Below are 18,975 nucleotides of genomic sequence, written 5' to 3' on the forward strand. Positions count from 1 at the left end.
CCGCGGTGCAACGCCGCGAGCGGCGGAACTCATTCCTCGTCCGGGCGGTACGACTTGCCGCGGTGCCGCTGGTGCGACTCGTACTTCGCCTGCTTGCGGAACTTCGCCTCGTCGTCCACGAGTAGGGCGTCGAGCTGGTCGAGCGCGGCCAGCTCGGCCGCGGTCGCCGGCGTCCCCGGGACGGCACAGGTAGCCTCGCGGGCCATCGCGAGGAACGCCGCCGTGCCCGCCCGGTCGCCGGCCTCCGACGCCCGCGTCGCAGCCTTCTTCGCCCGCGCCGCCACCAGTAGCGCCGCCTGCTCCTTCACCTCGGGGTTCTCCGGCAGCGCGTCCCACACCGCCGACGGCACCGCCGGCAGTGTCAGCCCCGCCACCGCGACGCGCTTGCCGTCGCCGTTCGCCGGCGTCCACTCGACGCGGAACCGGGCCACCGGCACCTCCCCTTCCCCGCCGGGCACCGTCACCCGCACGACCACGCTCACCGGCATCCCGCCGATCAGGTTCGGCAGCCGGTAGCGGCCGTCGGGGGTGGTGTCGAGTTCGTTCAGCACCTCGCTGAACACCACGCCGGGGGCCGACTCCACGGCGAACGTCGCGTCGGTGCCGACGGTCGCGCTCAGGCCGCGCAACTCGGCCCCGAACAGCCCCGGCAGCTGGGCCGGGCTCTCGACGTAGTAGTAATTCCCGTCGCCGCTGCGGGCCATCGCCTCGAGCAGGTCCTCGTTGTAGTCGGCCCCCAGGCCGATCGCCGACGTGCTCACGCCGGCGGTCGCCGCCTTGTGAACCTCGGTGGCGATCACGTCCGGCCGGCTCTCGCCGACGTTGGCCAGGCCGTCGGACAGGAGCAGCACGCGGTTCAGCCCGCCGGCCACGTGGCCGGCCCTCACCTGCGCCGCCCCCTCGGCCCACCCGCCGAACAGGGCCGTGCTGCCGCGCGGCGCCACCGACTCGATCAGCCCGGCGACGCGGGTCTTGTCCGGGACGCCGTTCGGCACGATCGTCTCGACGCGGTCGTCGAAGATGGTGACGCTGACGCGGTCGCCGTCGGCCAGTTCGCGGACGGCGAACACGGCGGCCTGCTTGGCGAACGCCAGCTTGCGGACCTCCCCCATCGAGCCCGAGCGGTCGAGGACGAGGCCGAGGTTCAGCCGCGGGCGGCCGGCCGCGGGGGCGGCGGCGGGCGGGGTGATCGTCACGAGCAGGTCGAGAGTGCAGGCGCCGTCGGCGCGGACGGCCGGGCGAGACGGCAGCACGCTGACGCGGGCGTCGGGCATGACGGACTCCGGGTTGGGAAGGAAGTGACGGGAACCGGACACGCCCGGCGGCGCGGCGGTTCGCGGGTGGTGATTCGCCCGCGCCCCGCCGGCATTGTACCGTCCGGGCGTTCGTACAATTCCGGCATGTGGCCGAACCGCGACTCGACCGACCGCCTCCTCGACGACGCCCGCGCCGGCGACCCGGCCGCGGTGGACCGGCTGCTGGGCGAATTCCGCGAACCGCTGCGCCGCGTCATCGGCCTGCGGCTCGACCCCGCGGTGGCACGTCGGGTGGACGCCTCCGACATCGTCCAGGACGTGCTCATCGAGGCGAACCAGCGCCTGACGGACTACCTGAAGAAGCCGGACATGCCGTTCCACCTGTGGCTGCGGCACCTGGCCCAGGACCGCATCATCGACACGCACCGCCGCCACCGCCTGGCCCAGCGCCGCAGCGTGGACCGCGAACAACCCATCGCCCGGCCGGCGTGGGCCGAAGAGAGCAGCGCCTCGCTCGTCGCCCAGCTAATCGACACCGAACGGACGCCGACGTCCGAGGCCATCGCCCACGAACTACGCCGGCGGCTTGAGGCGGCCGTGGACCAGCTGGGTGACGACGACCGCGAGGTGGTGCTGATGCGCCACACCGAGGGCCTGTCGAACCAGGAGGTGGCACACGCGCTCGGCCTGACGGAGGCAGCGGCGTCGATGCGCTACCTGCGGGCCCTCCGGCGGCTCCGCGGGGTGCTGGTGCCGGACGGGAGTGCGGGCGAGGCGGACTTGTAGTTCGGTTCCCGCTCGTGGCTTCTCGTCGGGCGACGCCACGCCGCAAGCGGGAACCGAACCGGACCCACGCTACCCCGCGGGCTCCAGCCATTCCCGCAAATCCGTCTCCAGCTCCTGCACGAACTTGCTCCGCGGCAGCACCCGGTTACACCCCGCCTCGCGCGCCGCCCGCAGCGTCTCGGCCTCGACGTGCGACCCGAACGCCACCGTCGTCGGCATCACCGGGCACGCCTCGCGCAACCCCGCCAGGAGCGCCGGCACGTCGAGCCCGTCCGCGTGCAAATCGAGAATCACCCCACCGGGCGGCTCCTGACGCGCCAGCGCCAGTAGCGCCGCGGTCGTGCGGGCCTGCTTCACGGTCAATCCGGCGGCGCGGGCGGTCGCGGCCACGCGGCTGAAGAAGATCAGGTCGTCGCACAGCATCACGCCGTTCGTCATTCCGTCTTTATACTCTGAACTGCGACCGCCGAACTCGAACCCCCCGCTCTCCCATGCCCGAACCGCTCCGCCGCGTCCCCGCGTCCGCCCTCGTGTCCGGGTGGGACTTCAGCACCGGGGCCGTGAAGGCGCTCGCCTTCGACCTCGCCGGCAACGTCGTCGCCGAATGCCGCTTCCCCACCGACCTGTGGACCGAGGGCGGCGTCTCCGAGCTGAACCTGATGACGCTCGAAGGCCAGGCCCGCGCCAGCACCCGCGCCCTCGCCGCGCGGCTCAGGGAACTCGGCCGGCTCGACGACTGGCTCGTCGGCGGCATCTCCGCGACCCACCACAGTGCCGGCCGAGTGGATACCGACGGTAATCCGGTACGCCGCGCCATCTGCTGGAACGACCAGACGCTCGCCCGGTACCACGCCGACGGCCTGAAGCGCCTCGGCGGGCCGGACGTGCCGCGCGACCTCACCGGCGGCCCGTGGGCGGTCCGCTACTCGCTCAGCCACTTCGTGAAGGACGAAGCTACGCTTTCGCCCGCCGACTGGAAGCGGACGCGCTGGACGCTCGGCCACGGCCCGCTCGCCGCGGCGTACCTCACGGGGAGGTTCGGCGTCACGAGCGTGTCGAGCGCCGCGTCCACCGGCATCATGGACCTGCGCACGAACCAGTGGCGCCGCGAGATGCTGAACGCCCTCGCCAGCCCGGGGTACCGCGACCAGGCGTGGGACAGCCTGCCGCAGATCATCGACATGAACGAGGCCGTCGGCGCGCTCGCGGAGCACGTCGCCCTCGACGCCCGGCTGCCGCCCGACGTGCGGCCGTTCGTCTTTCCCACGCTCGACGACCAGGCCGCGGGGCTCGTCGGCGGCGGGGCCACCGACGCCGGCCACGTCGCCGTCATCCTCGGCAACTCGGCCGTCGTCAACTCTTCATCGGCGGCGCTGCCGAGCGGCGGCTCGCTCGACGCGATGAAGTTGAACTGGGGGCCGTACCTGTGGATGCGCTGCTACTCGAACGGGGCGCAGTTCCTCGACCGCGTCGTCGGCGCGAACCCCGACTGGCCGAAGCTCGAAGCGGCGGCGGCCGCCGTGCCCGCGGGGTGCGGCGGCGTGGCGGTGCTGCCGTTCGTGCTCAGCGAGCCGTCGGTCGGCGTGCCGGCGCCGCGCGTGGAGTGGTTCCCGAAACAACCCGACGGCGCCGGCCTGAGGCTGCGGGCGGCGTTCGAGGCCATCGCGTACCTGATCGCGCTCGGCGTGCGGGAACACGAGGCGGCCGGGCAGTCCATCACCCGCGTGACCGTCAGCGGCGGCATCGCCCGGTCGCCGTTGATGGTGGAAATTCTCGCCAGCGTGCTGAACAAGCCGCTGGAGTTGCTGGTGTCTTCGGAGGGGCCGGCGCTGGGGGCCGCGGTCACGGCGCTGGCCGGGTACGAGACGAGCCTGCGGGCGGCGGTCGGCGAGGGGGTTCCGTTCACCGTCGCGGACGCGGTGGCGACGATGGTGAAGTTCCGCGGTCGCGTGGAGCCGCGGCGCGAGTGGGTAGCGGACTACGCGACGGGGTTGGCGACGTTCGCGGGGCGGATCAAGTAGCCCCGCCGCGTGCGGCGTAGCGTGGTGCATCGCTACGCCGCACGCGGCGAAATCTCATCACTTCTTCGCGGCCGCGGCGTCGATCATCCGCAGGTACACGGGCGCCACCGGCGGTACCAGCTCGGGAATCTCCCACGCCGGGATCGGCGGCCGCCGCGACGCCGCGAACCGAAGGCGGGCGCCCTCGATGTCACCCTCCAGCAGAGCCAGGTAGCCGCGGCGGAAAAAGAACGCCGCCTGCTGGTCCGACTGGGTGAGGACGTTCTGCCGCACCTGCAGGTACATCCCGACCCGCTGCTGGTAGAACCGCCCGAGTTCGGTCGTGGTGTTGAGCGACGGCACCACCGTCGCCGCCGGCCAGCCGAACGGCAGGGCGTCGGCGGGCGGCGGCGCCGCCGGCAACAGCGCCACCCTCCCCTCCGTCTCTTCCAGCATCCGTCCGGCGCCGTCGTAGTTGCCGGTCACCACGAGCAGTTGGCTCTCCACCATCCGAAGGTACGCCTTGTTCACGGCCGCGCCCGGCACCGGCGGCTGGGCCGCGGCCAGTTTGTCGAACGACTCGCGCAAGCCTTCCAGGTCGGCCGCCGCGTCCTCGACCCGGCCGACGGCCAGTTCCAGGCCGACGACCTGAAGGTAGCGCCGCCCCAGGTCGGCGCCGAACTCGGCCTGGGCCTCGCCCTCGGACAGGTCCTTCACCATCTGGATCGCCGCCCCGGTCAGCCGCAGCGACACGGCCGCGTCGAACTGGTCCTTCTTCGCCGGCTTCAGTTCGCTGACCCGGCGGAAGTTGTCGATCGCTTGCTGGCGGGCGGCCCCGAGCCGGTCGGCCTGCGCCTTGAGCCCCTTCAGAATTTGCTCGCGGCGCTCGCGGCCCTCCTTGTCCTCGGGCCGGGCCTGCACCTCGCGGTCGGCGTACCGGCCGGCCAGGATCACGGCTTCGTGGGCCAGGTCGATCGGGTAGTGGTACGGCACCTTCACGACCTGCCCGCCCTGGGTCTGCACGGACTGCGCGGCCAGGTCGCTGAGGCCGGGCAGGTCCACCGGCAGGCCGGGGACGCCGCCGTTCCGCTGCGGGTTGCCGGAATAGATCGCGGCCAACTGCCGGGCCACGGACCACCCCTCGGTGGTGGTCACGCCCGGCTCGATCTCCTCGGGCGGGGGGAGTCGCGACAGGCACTGCCGCAGGGCGCACACCACGCCGACGGCGCGCTCGCTGTCGTTGACCGGCAGTTCGGGGTCGCCCAGCGCCCTGGCCAGCGCGCTGTACCCGTCGGGGTGGTCGGGGTTGTCGGCGATCGCCTTGCGGGCCGCCTTCAGGGCCAGGACCGGCGCCGCCCGCAGGCTCCCGTCGGCCGGTTGAATCGACCGCGAGTTCCCCTGCGCGTACTGGTTCTCCATCACCATCTGGAACATGTTCGCGCCGAGCGGCGGGTCGAAGCCGAGCGGCGCGATGCGGCCCATCAGTACGGCCGCCTGGAACGCCGGGGCGAACCGCGACGCCATCATGATTTCCTTGTACTCGAGCCACGCCAGCGCCTCCTCGGCGGCCGGCGGGGCGGGGCGGACGGGGTGCGTGAAGTCGGTCTCCCACGACCGCGGCGGCGGCACCGGCACGACCTGCCCCGGCGGCAGCTTCTCGGCGTCGGGGCCGAACGCCAGCGCTACCGGGTCGACGCGGAGGCGGTCGAACGACGCGGCGCCGGCGCCCCGCCACCCGCACAGGGTGCTGCGACCGTCGAGGTACCACGCCGCGCAGCGGGCCTCGTTCGCCCACAACTGGTGGCTCGCCACCTTCGTCAGCAGCCGCGCCAGCGGCGTGTCCGCGGCGGACGCCGACACGGACACGTAGCTCACCTTCGCGTCGTCGAACACCGCGACGGCGTCCTTGAAATTGACGCCCTCGGCCGCGCGGGTGACGCCGAGCCCCTGGCGGGCCTTGACGAACGCCGGCCACTCGGCGCGGTGGTGGTTGTACCGGCCGTTCACGAACACCCGCTCGCCGGGGGCGTACCAGGCCAGGTAGTTCGACAGGTCGAGCGCGGCCACGAACCCGCGGTCGTCCGGCCCGAGCCGGCCGTCGGCGCGCCACTTCCCGACCTGCGCGGCGGCGCGGGCCAGCGCCGGGTCGGGCACCACCTCCCACCCCACACGCCGGGCCGTCGCCGGGTTCGACGACTGCGGGTGGAGCCACCCGGGCCAGGCGCACGCGCCGAGCGCCACCAGCACGATCACCGACGCGACGCGGCCCACGGTCGAGAGGGCCAGCGCCATGCGGGTGCCGGTGTCGTCCTCGGAGCCGAGTTCGACGCGGGCGGAGTATTCGTTCAGCCGGCTGGCCAGGAGCGGGATGCTGACGGCGGCGAGGAACGGCACGGCGAAGATGCTCTTGAGCGCCAGCGCCGCGATCCCGAACCACAGGAGTGCGTGCGGCAGCGGCAGCGGCTCCACGTCCCACGGCTTTCCCGCCAGCCGGGCGACGATGCCGGTGAGGGCGACGGCGTACAGCCCGCCGAACAGGAGCACGGCCAGTGCCAGGCCGTTGCCGTTGTAGCCGAGCGCGGGGTTGTCCCAGTACTCGCCGGTCATCGGGGCCAGGAGGAGCCGGCGGAGGTACGGGTCTTCGGTGCCGGGGCCGCCGACGAGTTCGTAGGGCAAGTCCCAGACGCGGACGTGGTGCGGGTTCAACATGCACGCCAGCACGCCGACGCCGAGCGCCTTCGCCAGCGTCGTCGCGTCCGGCAGCGGGCCGAGCGGGTCGTCCGGCGGCAGCGCCGGGCCGTCGGCGTTGAACGCCTTCGTGCGCACCACCTCGCCGACCAGCAGCAGCAGCAGAGACAGCGGCCCGACGAAGAACCAGGCGTCGCAGTTGGCCCAGAACCAGAACGTGACGCCGATTGAAATGGGAAGCCGCCACGACCCGGGCGGGCTCGGCACGCGGAAGATCAGGAACAGCGTGACCGACAGGAAGAAGAACGACGCCGTCAGTGGCGTGAGCGTGAGCCGTGGCCCCGCGGCGACGACGGCGACCGCGGCGACCACGGCCCACGGCCACAGCGCGTGCGGCGTGCGGCGGATGCCGATCAGCAGCCCGACGGCCACGGCCACGGCCAGCGCCTTGGCGAACACGAGGGCGAACCCGTCGCTGCGGTACAGGACGTAGGCGCCGAGGTCGAACAGCCACGCGTGGTTGACCCACGGCCGGTCGGCGGCGGTGTAGCTGAACGGGTCCGTGCCGGGTGTGTAGTCGCCGGTGGTGAGCATCCGCCCGGCGGCGAGGTGAACCCACAGGTCCGAGTTGCGGGCGGCGAACGACGCGACGAGGAACGCCAGCGCCACCGCCAGCGCGACGAGCAGGGTGTCGGCCCCGGAGTACCACTGCGGCCACTTCGCCGGCTTGGTCGCGACCGGCGGCGGCGGTGGGAGCGGCGGCAGTTCGGCCGGGGCGGCGGCGTCCGGCCCCGGCGGCGCCTCGGCGCCGGGCGGGTCACCGGGGGTCGGCGGCTCCGGCGGGGTCGGCGGCGGGGCGGTCAACTTCACGGCAACCTCGTGCTGCGGGAGGGGTCAGGCTAGCTCCCCCCGTTCTACGGTCAAGCGACCCCGGTGGGTCGGTGGCGCGGTCCGGTTGCCGCTCGCGGCGTAGCAGGGGGCCCCGCTACGCCGCGAGCGGCGAAGCCCCGAGCCTTTCACTTCGTCGGGCGAATCCGCACCGCCCGGAACGCCACCGGGCCGTGGTCCGCCTGGAGCATGAGCGGCCCGGTCGGCGTCTCGGCCTTCGGGTAGTTGTTCCCGGTCGGCGTTCGCAGCTCCTGGTTCTCGTGAATCACCTGCCCGTTCAGTACGGCGCGGACCACGGCCGCGTTCGCCGACTTCTTGCCGTCCGCACCGAACCGCGGGGCGCGCCACGTCAGGTCGAGCGTGTTCCACTCCCCGGCCGGGCGACCGGCGTTCGCCTTCGGGGCGATCCCCTTGTCGATGTGGTGGTAGTTCGGCGTCGTGTCCGCGCGCGGGTAGATGCCGCCCATCGAGTCGCCGGTGGGCTCCTTCGGCGGGGTGCGGTCGATGAACTGGATTTCGTACACGCCCTGGAGCTTGACGCCGCTGTTGCTGTTCTTGGCGACCATGAACTCGACGTGAACGTCGCAGTCACCGAAGCTGGCGCGCGTGTACAGGTCGGCGATGCGGCCCTTGTCGCCGTTCACCCAAATCGTGCCGCCGGCGGCCTTCTCGGCCTTCAGCTTCGTCGCCTTCTCGGGGTCGAGGCTGACGCGGTCGGTGACGATCCAGCCCGGATCGACCTTCTTCCACGCCTCGGGCTTCATCAGGTCGATCCAGCCGGCCGGGGCGGGCGCGTCCGAGCCGGGTGCGTCAGCCCCCGGAGTCCAACCCAAGACGGCGGCGACCAGGCAGCACGCGGCGAGACGCATGGGCGGTCCTTTCGGGGTGAATTCGGTACCCGGTGCGGGTCGGGGTCATTATCATCAGTCCGCCCCGACCGGGGGCCGAATTTCCGCACGCTCCGGAGGAACCCCATGCCGCTCTCCCGTCGCGCCCTCGCCGCCGGCCTGTTCGCCCTCGCCGCACTCGCGCCCCGGCTCGCCCCCGCCGCCGACGAGGCCGCCCCGACCGCGTACTGGGTGTACTTCGGCACCTACACCGGCGCCAAGGCCGGCGACAGCAAGGGGATTTACCGCGCGAAGCTGGACATCAAGACGGGCAAGTTGTCGCCCGCCGAGCTTGCCGCGGAAGTCGCCAGCCCGTCGTTCCTGGCGGTGAACGCGCCGGGCACCGCACTGTACGCCGTCGGCGAGACTGGTGGAAAGGACGGAGGCGGTGTCTTCAGCTACAGCGTCGACCGCAGGACCGGCGCCCTGAAGAAGACCGGCGAGAGCACCAGCGGCGGGTCGGGGCCGTGTTACGTGTCGGTCGGCGCCGGCGGGAAACTCCTCGGCGTGGCGAACTACGGCGGCGGCAGCACGGCGCTGCTGGCGGTCGACAAGACCGGCGCGGTCGGTAAGCGGGTCGCGTTCTTCCAGCACGCCGGCAACGGGCCGAACTCGGGCCGGCAGAAGGAGCCGCACGCGCACTGCACGCAGTTCAGCCCGGACGGCAAGTACGCCCTCACCGTGGACCTGGGCATCGACCGCGTGAAGGTCTTCGCCCTGACCGCGGACGGGGCGACCGAGCAGCCGGAGAAGGACGTCGTGATCCCGCCCGGGTCCGGCCCGCGGCACATCGCCATCGCCCCGGACGGGAAATTCGCTTACGCTTGCGGCGAGCTGGACATGACCGTAAACGTGGTGCGGCTGAACCTGGCCGGCAAGAGCGAGGTGATCCAGACGCTGAGCACCGTGCCGATGAAAGCGGCGGGTCAGTCCACGGCTGAGTGCGTGCTGCACCCGAGCGGCAAGTTCGTGTACGTGTCCAACCGCGGGCACCACAGCGTCGCCGTGTTCAAGGTGAACGACGACCGCAAACTAACCGCGGCCGGGCACATCACCGGCGACATCAAGACGCCGCGGAACTTCGCCATCGACCCGACCGGAAAGTGGATGCTGATCGCCGGCCAGGACGGCGGCAAGGTCGGCGTGTGGGAACTCGACCCGACGACCGGGGCCGGGAAGGAGACGGGCAGCACCACCGCGGTGAGCCGGCCGGTGTGCGTGCGGTTCGTGCCGGTCGAGGAGTAATTCTGTTCCGCCGCTTGCGGCGTTTCGTTGCCCAGTGCAACGCCGCGAGCGGCGGAACCCTAATCGCTCACCAGCTCTCCCAGCGGCGACCGCAGCCGCGCCCCCAGCTCCGGCAGCAGCCCGTAGGCGTGGGCCAGGTACTGCACCGGGTGGAACGCCCGCTTCCCCGTCCCCTCCTGCATCTGCAGCCGGCACGACCCGCACTCCGTCGCCCCGAGCAGCAGGCCCGGCCGGTCGAACGCCTCGATCATCCGCCGGCCGGCGCGCAGCGAGGCGTCGTAGTTCGCCTCCGCGAGCCCCCACGGCCCGGCCATCCCGGAGCAGCCCACGTCGATCGGCTGCACCGTTATTCCGGGGATGAGCCCGAGCAAGCCGGGGCCCGACACCGGCCCGCGCAGCGCCTTCAGGTGGCACGGCACGTGATGGCCCAGCTCCAGGTTCAGCGGGCGGAAGTCGGTGCGCAGCAGGCCGTCCGCGTGGAGGCCGCCGAGAAACGTGGTCAGCTCGGTTGTGGCGGCCGCGACCGCGGCGGCGTCGGCGTCGTCGAGCAGGAGCAGGTAATCCTGCGTGAGCGTCATCGCCGCGGTGGGCTCCGAGCAGACGATGCGGTACCCGTCGCGGGCGTAGTCGGCGAGGGCGCGGACGTTTCGCACGGCCAGTTCGCGGGCCGTCTCCAGGTCGCCCTGCGCGAGCGGGGCGGCCCCGCTGCCGACCTGCCGCTGCGGCACCACGACCGTGATGCCGTTGTGCCGCAGCACCGCCACGGCCGCGGCCCCGACCGACGGGTCGAAGACGTTGGCGAACGTGTCCGCGAAGTACGCCACCTTCGGCGCCTCCGGGTTCACCGGCCCCCGCCGCTCGCCGCGAGCCGCCCGTAAGAACGTCTGGTGCGCCAGCGACGGGAGCCGCCGACGGCGCGACAGGCCGATGAGCTTCTCGATCACCCACCGGGCCGGCCGATTCCCCAGAACAGCGTTCGACAGCGGCGCCAGCCGCGACGCGAACGCGGCGAGCCGGTCGGCGCGGGCGAGCACCCACGAGACGCGGTCGAGGCCGTGGTCGGCGTGGCGGCGGGCTTTGGCCTCGATCATGAGCCGTGGCACGTCCACCCGCGACGGGCACTCGTCCCGGCACATCTTGCAGTTGACGCACCGCGACACCACCGGCCGGGCGTCGTCCGAGCCGAGGTCGGCGTGCCCACGAACGAGGTTGGCCATGGCCCGCGGCGCGGCCTCCTCGAGCCCCGCGGCGGTGAACGCCGGGCACATCCGCGCCGCCCCGCCGCGCGGCCGGCAGTCCCCACAGCCGGAGCACTTCCCCGCTTCCGCGGTCGGCTCCGTCTCCTTCCAGACCAACAGTGACGCCCGCGGCGCGGCCGGTCCCTCGACCACAGGCTCCAGGCTCCCGGCTCCCGTCTCCTGTCCCGCCCCCCGCAACGGCCACGCCGGGCGGCTCGGGTCGGGGCCGATGATCTTGCCGGGGTTCAGTACGTTCTTCGGGTCGAACACGCGCTTCAGTTCGCGGAACACAGGCAGGATCGGGCCGTACTGCCGCTCCACCCACGGCGTGCGCGCGATGCCGGTGCCGTGCTGCGTGCTGACCGTCCCGCCCAGCGCGAGCGCGAGTGCGTGAACGGCCTCGGCGACCGGCCACATCTTCGCGCGGTCGGCCGGGTCGGCGAGGTCGATCAGCGGCCGGGTGTGAACCTGCCCGGCGAGCGCGTGGACCAGGAACGACGCACTGAGTTCGAACCGCTTCAGCACGTCCTGGGTGCCGGCCAGGAACTCGGCGACGGCCGCCGGCGGGACACCCACGTCCTCGACGAACGCCGCCGGCCGCGGCCCGCGGCCGATGCCGTACAGGCCGTTCACCGCGGCCTCCCGCACCGCCCGCACGCGGGCGACGCCGTCGGGGTCGCACGTCGGCTCGGCGAGCACGACCAGCTTGTGCGTCTCTTTCAACTTCTCGACGGCGCCCCAGGCGCGTTCGGCGGCCTCGCGCTCGGTGTCGGCCTCGAACGCGACCAGCAGCGCCGCCCCGACCGCCGGTGGCACGGCGTCGACCCCGCGGCCGGAGAGCGACAGCAGCCGGCGGTCGAGCAGGTCGGCGGCGGTCGGCTCGAACGGGTGCAGGTCGGCGGCCGCGCCCACCGCGGCGTCGAGCGTCGGGAAGCCGAGCAACGCCAGGCACGTGCCGCCGGCGAGCGGCACGGTGGCGACCGTGGCTTCGGTGAGGAAGCCGAGCGTGCCCTCGGAGCCGCACAGCAGTCGCGGCAGGTCGAGGCCGGCGTCGGTGAGCACGTCGTGGAGGAGGTAGCCGCAGCGGTTGAACGGCGTCTGCGGCCGCGCGAGGTGGATCAGGTCGCGGTTGGCGCGCAGCAGTTTTGCGGTGCCTTCGACCAGCGTGAGCGTCCGCACCGTGAGCCCGGTCGCCGCCGGGCTGCCGGGCGAGAAGAGGGCATCGCGGGTGCCGTCGTCCCACACGACGCCGAGGCCGCGGACGTGGTCGCGGGTGTAGCCGTGGCGAACGGCGTTGCCGCCGCTGGCGTTCGTCGCCACCATCCCGCCGACGGTGCAACTGGCCCCGCTGGCCGGGTCCGGGGCGAACCGCCGGCCGACCTTCGCCAGTGCCGCGTTCAATTCCGCCAGCACCACCCCCGGCTCGACCGTCGCCGTGTCCGCGCCGACGTGGAGGATGCCGCGGAACTCGGCGCTGAGATCGACAACGAGGCCCGGCCCGAGCGACTCGCCGGCGACGCCGGTGCCGGCGCCGCGCGGCACCAGCGGCAGGGCGTGCTCGTGGCAGTACCTCACGAGGACGGCGAGGTCTTCGGCGTCCTCGGGGAAGGCGACGCCGAACGGGGCGACCTGGAACGGCGAGGCGTCGGTGGCGTACAGCATGCGCCGCACGGCGTCGAACGCCAGCCGCCCGCGAAACTCGCCGCGGAGGTCGTCGGCGATCTGGGTGGGCTCGGGCACAGGGGACAGGGGACAGGGGACAGGGGACAGGGGACAGGAGTCAAGATACGGGATGAATTCGTCCCCTGGCCTCTGGTCTCCTGTCCCCCGTCCCCTGTCAGCCCCGGCCCAACGCCAGCGACATGAACTCGGCCCGGGTGCTGGCGTTGGTCTTCACCAACCCGCGGACGGCGCTGGTCACGGTCAAGGCGCCGGGCTTGCGCACGCCGCGGATCGACATGCAGCTGTGCGTCGCCTCCACCACCACGCCGACGCCGCGGGGCTTCAACTCGTTCATCACCAGGTCGGCGATCGTCTCCGTCATCCGCTCCTGCACCTGCGGCCGGCGGGCGACGGCGTCCACCACCCGGGCCAGCTTCGACAGGCCGACCACCTGGCCGTCGGGCAGGTAGCCGACGTGGGCCTTGCCGAGGAACGGCAGCAGGTGGTGCTCGCAGCACGACGCGAACTCGATGTCCTTGACCAGCACCAACTCGTCGGCCGACTGCGTGAACGTCTTGGCGAGGAAGACCGCGGGGTCGGTGTGGAGGCCGGCGAACACCTCGGCGTACATCCGGGCCACGCGGTCGGGCGTCTCCTGCAACCCCTCGCGGTCCGGGTCCTCGCCGACGGCGTACAGGATTTCGCGGACCGCGTTCTTGATCCGCGCGTGGTCGACGGGGCCGAACGGGGCGGCGGCCAGCTGCGCCAGCGCCGCGAGCGTCACCGGGTCGTCGTCGTCGCAGCCGGGGTAAGGCTTGGGGGTCGCACTCGACACACGGGCTCTCCGGGAGGGAAATCTTCCTACATTCTAGCCCCTGGCGGGCGACGCCGGCCGGGGTTACCATCGAGGTGGGATGCCGGACGCACCCCACACCCGCGCCGGAGGCCGCTCATGGTTCCTCTCCCGACCCTCGACCTGGTCCCCGCCCTCCACGACGCCTTCGTCCGCGGAGACGCCGCCGAGCTCGACGCCCTCCTCGGCCCGGCCGACCCCGCCGCCGACCTGCGCGCCCTGCTGTCGCTCGCCGACGCGCCGCGCCTCCACCGCCTCCGCGACAAGCTGTACGACGGCCGCGTCGTCGCGCACTGCTTCCGCCGCGGCGCCGGCGCCGCCACCGAGGGCTGCGTGGCCTTTTGGCTCACCGGCGTCACGTCGGTGGCGGAACTGCTGGCGCTCGACTTCCCGAGCGACGACCACCGGCGGGCGGCGTGCCGCTCGCTCCGCGCCTGGGGCGACGGCACCCTGACCCGCGACATGGTGTTCGCCGGCCTCGAAGGCGCGATCTGGGACACCGTCCACACCGACGACCCGCTGGGGTGACCGCCGCATGACCCGCGCCCTCTTCGCCCTCGTGGTGCTCGCCTCGCCCGCCGCGGCCCGCCCGCCGAACGTCGTGTTCGTCCTCGCCGACGACCTCGGCTACGGCGACCTCGGCTGCTACGGCCAGGCCCGCGTCCGCACGCCGGTCCTCGACCAACTGGCGAAGGACGGCGTGCGTTTCACGCAGTGCTACGCCGGCAGCACGGTGTGCGCCCCGAGCCGGTGCGCGCTGATGACCGGGCTGCACACCGGCCACTGCCGGGTGCGCGGGAACGGCGGCGGCGGCGGCCCGCGGGCGAACGTGCCGCTGCGGCCCGACGACCCGTGCGTGGCCGATATCCTGAAGCGGGCCGGGTACGCCACCGCCCTCGTCGGCAAGTGGGGGCTCGGCGAGGAGGGGAGCGTCGGCGTCCCGACGCGGAAGGGCTTCGACCATTTCTTCGGCTACCTGAACCAGCACCACGCCCACAACTACTACCCCGATTTCCTGTGGCGCGGCGCCACGCGGGAGCCGGTCGCCAACCCTCAGAGCGCGACCGAGAACGTGGCCGCGAAGTTCGCGCACTACGCACCCGACCTGCTGCGCCAGGACGCGCTGCGGTTCATCACGGCCAACAAGGACCGGCCGTTCTTCCTGTACTTCGCCACGACCGCGCCACACGCCAACAACGAGCGCACCCGCGCCACCGGCGAGGGGAACGAGGTGCCGACCGACGCCCCGTACACGGCCGAGGCGTGGCCGCAGGCGGAGAAGAACAAGGCGGCGATGATCACCCGGCTGGACGCCGACGTGGGGGTGCTGTTGGCGAAGCTCCGCGAGTTGGGCCTGGAGCGGGACACGCTGGTGGTCTTCAGCAGCGACAACGGCCCGCACCGCGAGGGCGGGAACGACCCGGCGTTCTTCCGCAGCAGCGGCCCGTTCCGCGGCATCAAGCGCGCCCTCACCGACGGCGGCATCCGCGTGCCGGCCATCGCCCGCTGGCCCGGCACGATCCGCCCCGGGGCCACTTCCGAGCACGTGTGGGCGTTCTGGGACGTCCTGCCGACGGCGTGCGACCTCGCCGGCGTGCCGACGCCAGCGGGCCTCGACGGCATCTCCATCACCCCGACGCTGACCGGGAGGGGGGAGCAGCGGCGGCACGACTTCCTGTACTGGGAGTTCCACGAGGGCGGTTTCAAGCAGGCGGTCCGGCACGGCAACTGGAAGGCGTTGCGGCAGGCACCGGGTGCGGCGCTGGAACTGTACGACGTGGTGACCGACCCGGGCGAATCGCGCGACGTGGCGGCCGCGAACGCGGACGTGGTAGCGCGCGTCGAGGCGTACCTGCGAACGGCGCGGACCGAGTCGCCTGAGTTCCCGGTTCGCGCCGCGAAGAAGTGACCCCTGCTCGCGGCGTTACTTCCCCCGCCGCTGCGCGAACACCCACGTCCACAACTCGCGCTCGCGGAACGCCGGCGCCCAGCTGTTGTGCCCGACGCCGGGGTACTCGGTGTAGCGCGGCTGCGCCCCCGCCGCCCGCAGCGCCGCCACCGCCTCCCGCGACCCGCTCGGCGGCACCACCGTGTCCTTGTCGCCGTGGAACGCCCACACCGCGACCTTCGCCACGTCCTTCGACTTCGACACGTCCATCGCCCCGCACACCGGCACCGCGGCGGCGAACAGCCCCGGCCGCCGCTGGATCGCGTCGAAGGTGCCGTACCCGCCCATGCTCAGGCCCATCACGTACACCCGGTCCGGGTCGATCGGCAACTCCTTCAGGCTGGCGTCGACCAGTTGCAGCGCCAGGTCGAGCGGCTCGCTCACGGCCGGCGACGTGTAGCTCCCCTTCGCCCACGGCACGTTCACCCACTGCTTGCCGTCCGGGCACTGCGGCAGCAGCGCGAACGCCTTCGCCTCCTTGACCTCGGCGCGGCCGAGCGGGCCGGTCCCCTTCTCCCACACATGGATGAGTTGCTTCGTGTTGTCGCTGCCGCGCTCGCCGGCGCCGTGGAGGACGAGCACGAGCGGGTACTTCTTCCCCGGCTCGACGCCGGCCGGGCGGATCAGCCGGTACGGCAGCGCCTTGCCGCCGGGGGCCGTAAACGTCTTCGCCTCGGGCTCCGCGGGTTGGCCGGGGGTCGCGAGCGCGAGCATGAGCACGGCGGGGGTCATGGGGGTGCCTCGGGGTTGGGATCGGGTATGATCTTACAACCCGCGGAGGGCGGCCCGTGCGGATCGTCGGCTACCTGTGGGCGGCGCCGGTCACGCTCGTCGGCCTGCCGCTCGCGCTCCTCGCGGCGGCGACCGGCGGCGGTGTCCGGGCGCGCGGCGGGGTCGTGGAAGTGTGGGGCGGCGCGGCCGGCCGGCTCCTCCGCGGCGGGGCGGCGATGGCCCTCGGGCACGTGATACTGGCGCGGGACGCGGCCTGCCTGGAACGAAGCCGGCGGCACGAGTTGGTGCACGTCCGCCAGTACGAGCAGTGGGGGCCGCTGCTCCTGCCGGCGTACTGGCTTGTCGCAATGTGGCTGAGGTGGCGCGGGCTGCACCCGTACCTGGATCACCCGCTGGAGCCGCCGCCGCTCACCTGACCAACTCGGACAACTGCCGCGGAGTCGGTGTCGTCCACGCGGCGTGCGGCGGCGCCGGGCGGCGCGACGGCGCCGATTCATCCGGCGCCTGCGCCCGTGCCACCGGCTGCGGCGCGGGCAGCGGTAGTGGTTGCACACCCGGCGGCGTGTACCGCACCGGCGGCGAGCCGCCGCGCTGCACGGTGAAGGTGCCGGCCGGCGTGCTCACGATCACCCCGCCGGCGTTCGCCGGCCGGTACGGCTCCTTCAGCGTCGATTCGGCGTACCGCAGCGCCCGCTCCGTGTTCGGCGACAGCGGGGGGTTCGGCCCCGCCATCAGCCCCGGCACGGTCCTCGGGATCGGCTGGCCCACCGGCACCGGCGGCGGAGGAACCGCCTTCCCCACCGGCAGCGGCGCCGGCGGCATCTCGCCCGTCGCCACAGCGAGTGTGTCCAGCCGCCGCACCCACGCCCGCACGTGGCCCGTGGTCAGCGCCGGCGCCTTCGCCCGCATCACCGCCAGCACGCCCGCGAAATAGGCCGCCGCGTTCGACGACCCGGCCGTCTCGTCGCCGCCGGTGAACCGCGCCACCCCGGCCCGCAACAGCACGTCCGGCTTCACCCGCCCGTCGGCCGTCGGCCCCACTGCCGACGACGCCGACGTGTCGCCCACGGTCAGCACGCCGGGGTGGTCCGCCGGCGGGTAGATTTCGCCGCCCGCACTCGCGTCCAGCAGTTCGACCGGCAGCGCCTGCTTGCCGGTAGCCGGGTCGGCGAACGGGGCGTCCTTCGCCGGGGCGATCTGCACCCGCAGCCGGTCGCGCGGGCCGAACGCGCCGGCCTTCGACTTCACGCGGATGCGGTACTCCTGCCCCGCGAGGACAGCGGGGAGGTCGGTGAGTACGACGCGCTCGCGCGGGTTCCGCGTCTCACCCTGGCCGGCCGCCTTCGCCGCGGTCACCTGCACGAGGTCGCTCTTGCCCACCACTGTCCCGCGGGCGTCCTCCACGATCAGGTCCAGGTCCTTGTCGGTGCCGGCGTCCTCGGCGTCCTTGTAGTCGTTCCACGTGAGCGTGACCGTGACCGCGCTCTCGTCGAAGCGGTTGCTGAACCGCAGAGCCGTGCCCAGCGGCGCCCCGCGGAAGCGGACGTAGCCGTCGGGGCCGACGTCCACGGGGCCGTTGAACACCTTGCCGCCGTTGTTGCCGGCGGCGTTCACCCACAGGATGCCGCCGGCGACCGCTTCATCCACGGCGGCGTTGACCGGCCCGCGGCCGTCGTAGTTGCCGGCGCCCTCGAACGTGCCGCTGAAAAGGATCACGTCCGCCTTCTGCTCGATCGCGTACTTCACGGCGCGGCGGAACAGCGTCGGCCCGTTGGCGTTCAGGAGCAGGAACTTCGGCCCCTCGGGCTTGTTGCCGCTGACCGCCCACACGAGCTGCGCCATGAGCCGGCCGTGGGCGTCGCCGGGGGCGAACGGCCGCTGGAAGGCCGGGTCGCCGAGGTTGTTCCGCTGCACGAAGTCGGCCGGGTAGTGCTCCACGACCGCGGCCGTGGCGGGGAGGTACGGCCGCTTGCCGTCGACGCCGGCGAACCCGGTGTCGAGGACGGCGACGGTGACGTTGGCGAGGTTCTCGGGGGCGGCGTAGTCGGGGAGGAGGCCGAGCTGCTTGCGCGCCTCGTCGGCGTTGGCGGGGCGGGACACCGCGGGGGCGTCGGCCGCGGCGGCGAGCCCGGCGAGGAGCGACCCGGCGGCGAAGGCGAGGAGGCGCGTCATGGTGTGGGGCGGGCAAGGGATGAGCCGGCCGGGTGAGCGGGACACCCGGCCGGGGAGGGTCACCACCAGCAGCCGGGGCCGCCGTAGCCGTACCCGAAGCCGCCGCCGTAGTACGACGTGTACCCGATGCTGATCCCGACCGGGCGGTAGCCGTAGCCGCCGAACCCGCCGTAGTACGCCGGGTAGCCGAACCCGACGCCGTAGTACGGCCGGTAGCCGTAGCTGACGCTGAACCCGCCGTAGTAGGGCCGGTAGGCGTAGCCGCCGTAGTAGCCGTGGCCGTGGCCCCAACCGCCGTGGTAGCGGTGGGCCGCGGTCGGCGACTCGGCGTCCAGCTCGCTGCCGCCCGGGGCCGCCGTCACGAGCGGGGCCGGGGCGGGTGCCTTCGGCGCCTCCCTGTCCAGCTCGCCGGCGCGGGCGACGGTCGTCGCCCCGGCCAGCGTAAGCACACACGCTGCGATGCGAAACATGGTTGAACCCTCCGTGTGGTGCCGACCGGCGACCGACGTGCCGCCGGCGAACAACCCCCGTACCCAGGACGCCCCGACCGGCCCGACTTGCGCGGCCGACCGGGTCGTGCAGCCTTCCGGTATGGTAGCATGGAAGGGAAGCGGGAAATA

Annotated in this window: 15 protein-coding genes; 6 read left to right on the top strand and 9 right to left on the bottom strand. The window is 73.1% G+C overall.

The features are described 5' to 3' along the window. Positions 1-29 precede the first annotated feature (29 nt). Positions 30-1,274, bottom strand: coding sequence for a vWA domain-containing protein (locus ETAA1_RS22275; protein WP_145242409.1), 1,245 nt, complete (start codon positions 1,272-1,274; stop codon positions 30-32). Positions 1,275-1,400: 126 nt separating this feature from the next. On the opposite strand from ETAA1_RS22275, the gene ETAA1_RS22280 reads away from it, so the two are divergent. Beyond that, the gene (locus tag ETAA1_RS22280) at positions 1,401-2,042 is read left to right on the top strand and encodes a sigma-70 family RNA polymerase sigma factor (RefSeq protein WP_145242411.1); all 642 of its coding nucleotides are present in this window, start codon (positions 1,401-1,403) and stop codon (positions 2,040-2,042) included. Between the two features lie 69 nt (positions 2,043-2,111). On the opposite strand, the gene ETAA1_RS22285 is transcribed toward ETAA1_RS22280, so the two are convergent. Continuing rightward, complete coding sequence (locus ETAA1_RS22285) at positions 2,112-2,480, bottom strand: response regulator (RefSeq protein ID WP_145242413.1); 369 nt, start codon at positions 2,478-2,480, stop codon at positions 2,112-2,114. Between the two features lie 53 nt (positions 2,481-2,533). Between ETAA1_RS22285 and ETAA1_RS22290 the strand changes: the two genes are divergently transcribed. Continuing rightward, positions 2,534-4,063 (top strand): xylulokinase, encoded by a 1,530-nt coding sequence (locus ETAA1_RS22290; RefSeq protein ID WP_145242415.1) that lies wholly within the window; start codon positions 2,534-2,536, stop codon positions 4,061-4,063. A 57-nt stretch (positions 4,064-4,120) separates the two neighbouring features. On the opposite strand, the gene ETAA1_RS22295 is transcribed toward ETAA1_RS22290, so the two are convergent. Further along, positions 4,121-7,600 carry a hypothetical protein gene (locus tag ETAA1_RS22295; protein ID WP_202920332.1) on the bottom strand — a complete coding sequence of 1,160 codons (3,480 nt, stop codon included), beginning with the start codon at positions 7,598-7,600 and terminating at the stop codon, positions 4,121-4,123. Between the two features lie 146 nt (positions 7,601-7,746). Further along, positions 7,747-8,487, bottom strand: a complete 741-nt coding sequence (locus tag ETAA1_RS22305) for a 3-keto-disaccharide hydrolase (RefSeq protein WP_145242421.1) — start codon at positions 8,485-8,487, stop codon at positions 7,747-7,749. A 105-nt stretch (positions 8,488-8,592) separates the two neighbouring features. On the opposite strand from ETAA1_RS22305, the gene ETAA1_RS22310 reads away from it, so the two are divergent. After that, entirely contained in the window at positions 8,593-9,750 is a 1,158-nt protein-coding gene (locus tag ETAA1_RS22310; protein ID WP_145242423.1) for a lactonase family protein, read from the top strand. Between the two features lie 59 nt (positions 9,751-9,809). Here ETAA1_RS22310 and ETAA1_RS33510 read toward each other — a convergent pair whose 3' ends face one another. Beyond that, positions 9,810-12,728, bottom strand: a complete 2,919-nt coding sequence (locus ETAA1_RS33510; protein WP_202920333.1) for an FAD-binding and (Fe-S)-binding domain-containing protein — start codon at positions 12,726-12,728, stop codon at positions 9,810-9,812. Positions 12,729-12,825: 97 nt separating this feature from the next. Continuing rightward, positions 12,826-13,485, bottom strand: a complete 660-nt coding sequence (gene folE / locus ETAA1_RS22325; protein ID WP_145242428.1) for a GTP cyclohydrolase I FolE — start codon at positions 13,483-13,485, stop codon at positions 12,826-12,828. 117 nt (positions 13,486-13,602) lie between these two features. Between folE and ETAA1_RS22330 the strand changes: the two genes are divergently transcribed. Together ETAA1_RS22330 and ETAA1_RS22335 are read left to right on the top strand one after the other, a co-directional pair. Then, a complete protein-coding gene (locus tag ETAA1_RS22330) occupies positions 13,603-14,031 on the top strand; it encodes a hypothetical protein (RefSeq protein WP_145242430.1) in 429 nt (142 codons plus the stop codon). A gap of 7 nt (positions 14,032-14,038) precedes the next feature. Then, positions 14,039-15,412, top strand: coding sequence for an arylsulfatase (locus ETAA1_RS22335; RefSeq protein WP_145242432.1), 1,374 nt, complete (start codon positions 14,039-14,041; stop codon positions 15,410-15,412). Positions 15,413-15,427: 15 nt separating this feature from the next. On the opposite strand, the gene ETAA1_RS22340 is transcribed toward ETAA1_RS22335, so the two are convergent. After that, complete coding sequence (locus ETAA1_RS22340; protein WP_145242434.1) at positions 15,428-16,183, bottom strand: carboxylesterase family protein; 756 nt, start codon at positions 16,181-16,183, stop codon at positions 15,428-15,430. Positions 16,184-16,239: 56 nt separating this feature from the next. Here ETAA1_RS22340 and ETAA1_RS22345 point away from each other — a divergent pair, with 56 nt between their 5' ends. Continuing rightward, on the top strand, positions 16,240-16,599 hold the full coding sequence (locus tag ETAA1_RS22345) for a hypothetical protein (protein ID WP_238389275.1): 360 nt from the start codon (positions 16,240-16,242) through the stop codon (positions 16,597-16,599). Here ETAA1_RS22345 and ETAA1_RS22350 read toward each other — a convergent pair. Both ETAA1_RS22350 and ETAA1_RS22355 read right to left on the bottom strand, forming a co-directional pair. After that, positions 16,592-18,355 carry a S8 family serine peptidase gene (locus tag ETAA1_RS22350; protein WP_145242438.1) on the bottom strand — a complete coding sequence of 588 codons (1,764 nt, stop codon included), beginning with the start codon at positions 18,353-18,355 and terminating at the stop codon, positions 16,592-16,594. The two genes, ETAA1_RS22345 and ETAA1_RS22350, sit on opposite strands and share 8 nt — an antisense overlap. Before the next feature lie 59 nt (positions 18,356-18,414). Next, on the bottom strand, positions 18,415-18,825 hold the full coding sequence (locus tag ETAA1_RS22355) for a hypothetical protein (protein WP_202920334.1): 411 nt from the start codon (positions 18,823-18,825) through the stop codon (positions 18,415-18,417). Positions 18,826-18,975 lie beyond the last annotated feature (150 nt).

Origin of the sequence: Urbifossiella limnaea (assembly GCF_007747215.1) — a bacterium.
In the GTDB taxonomy this organism is placed as follows: Bacteria; Planctomycetota; Planctomycetia; order Gemmatales; family Gemmataceae; genus Urbifossiella; species Urbifossiella limnaea.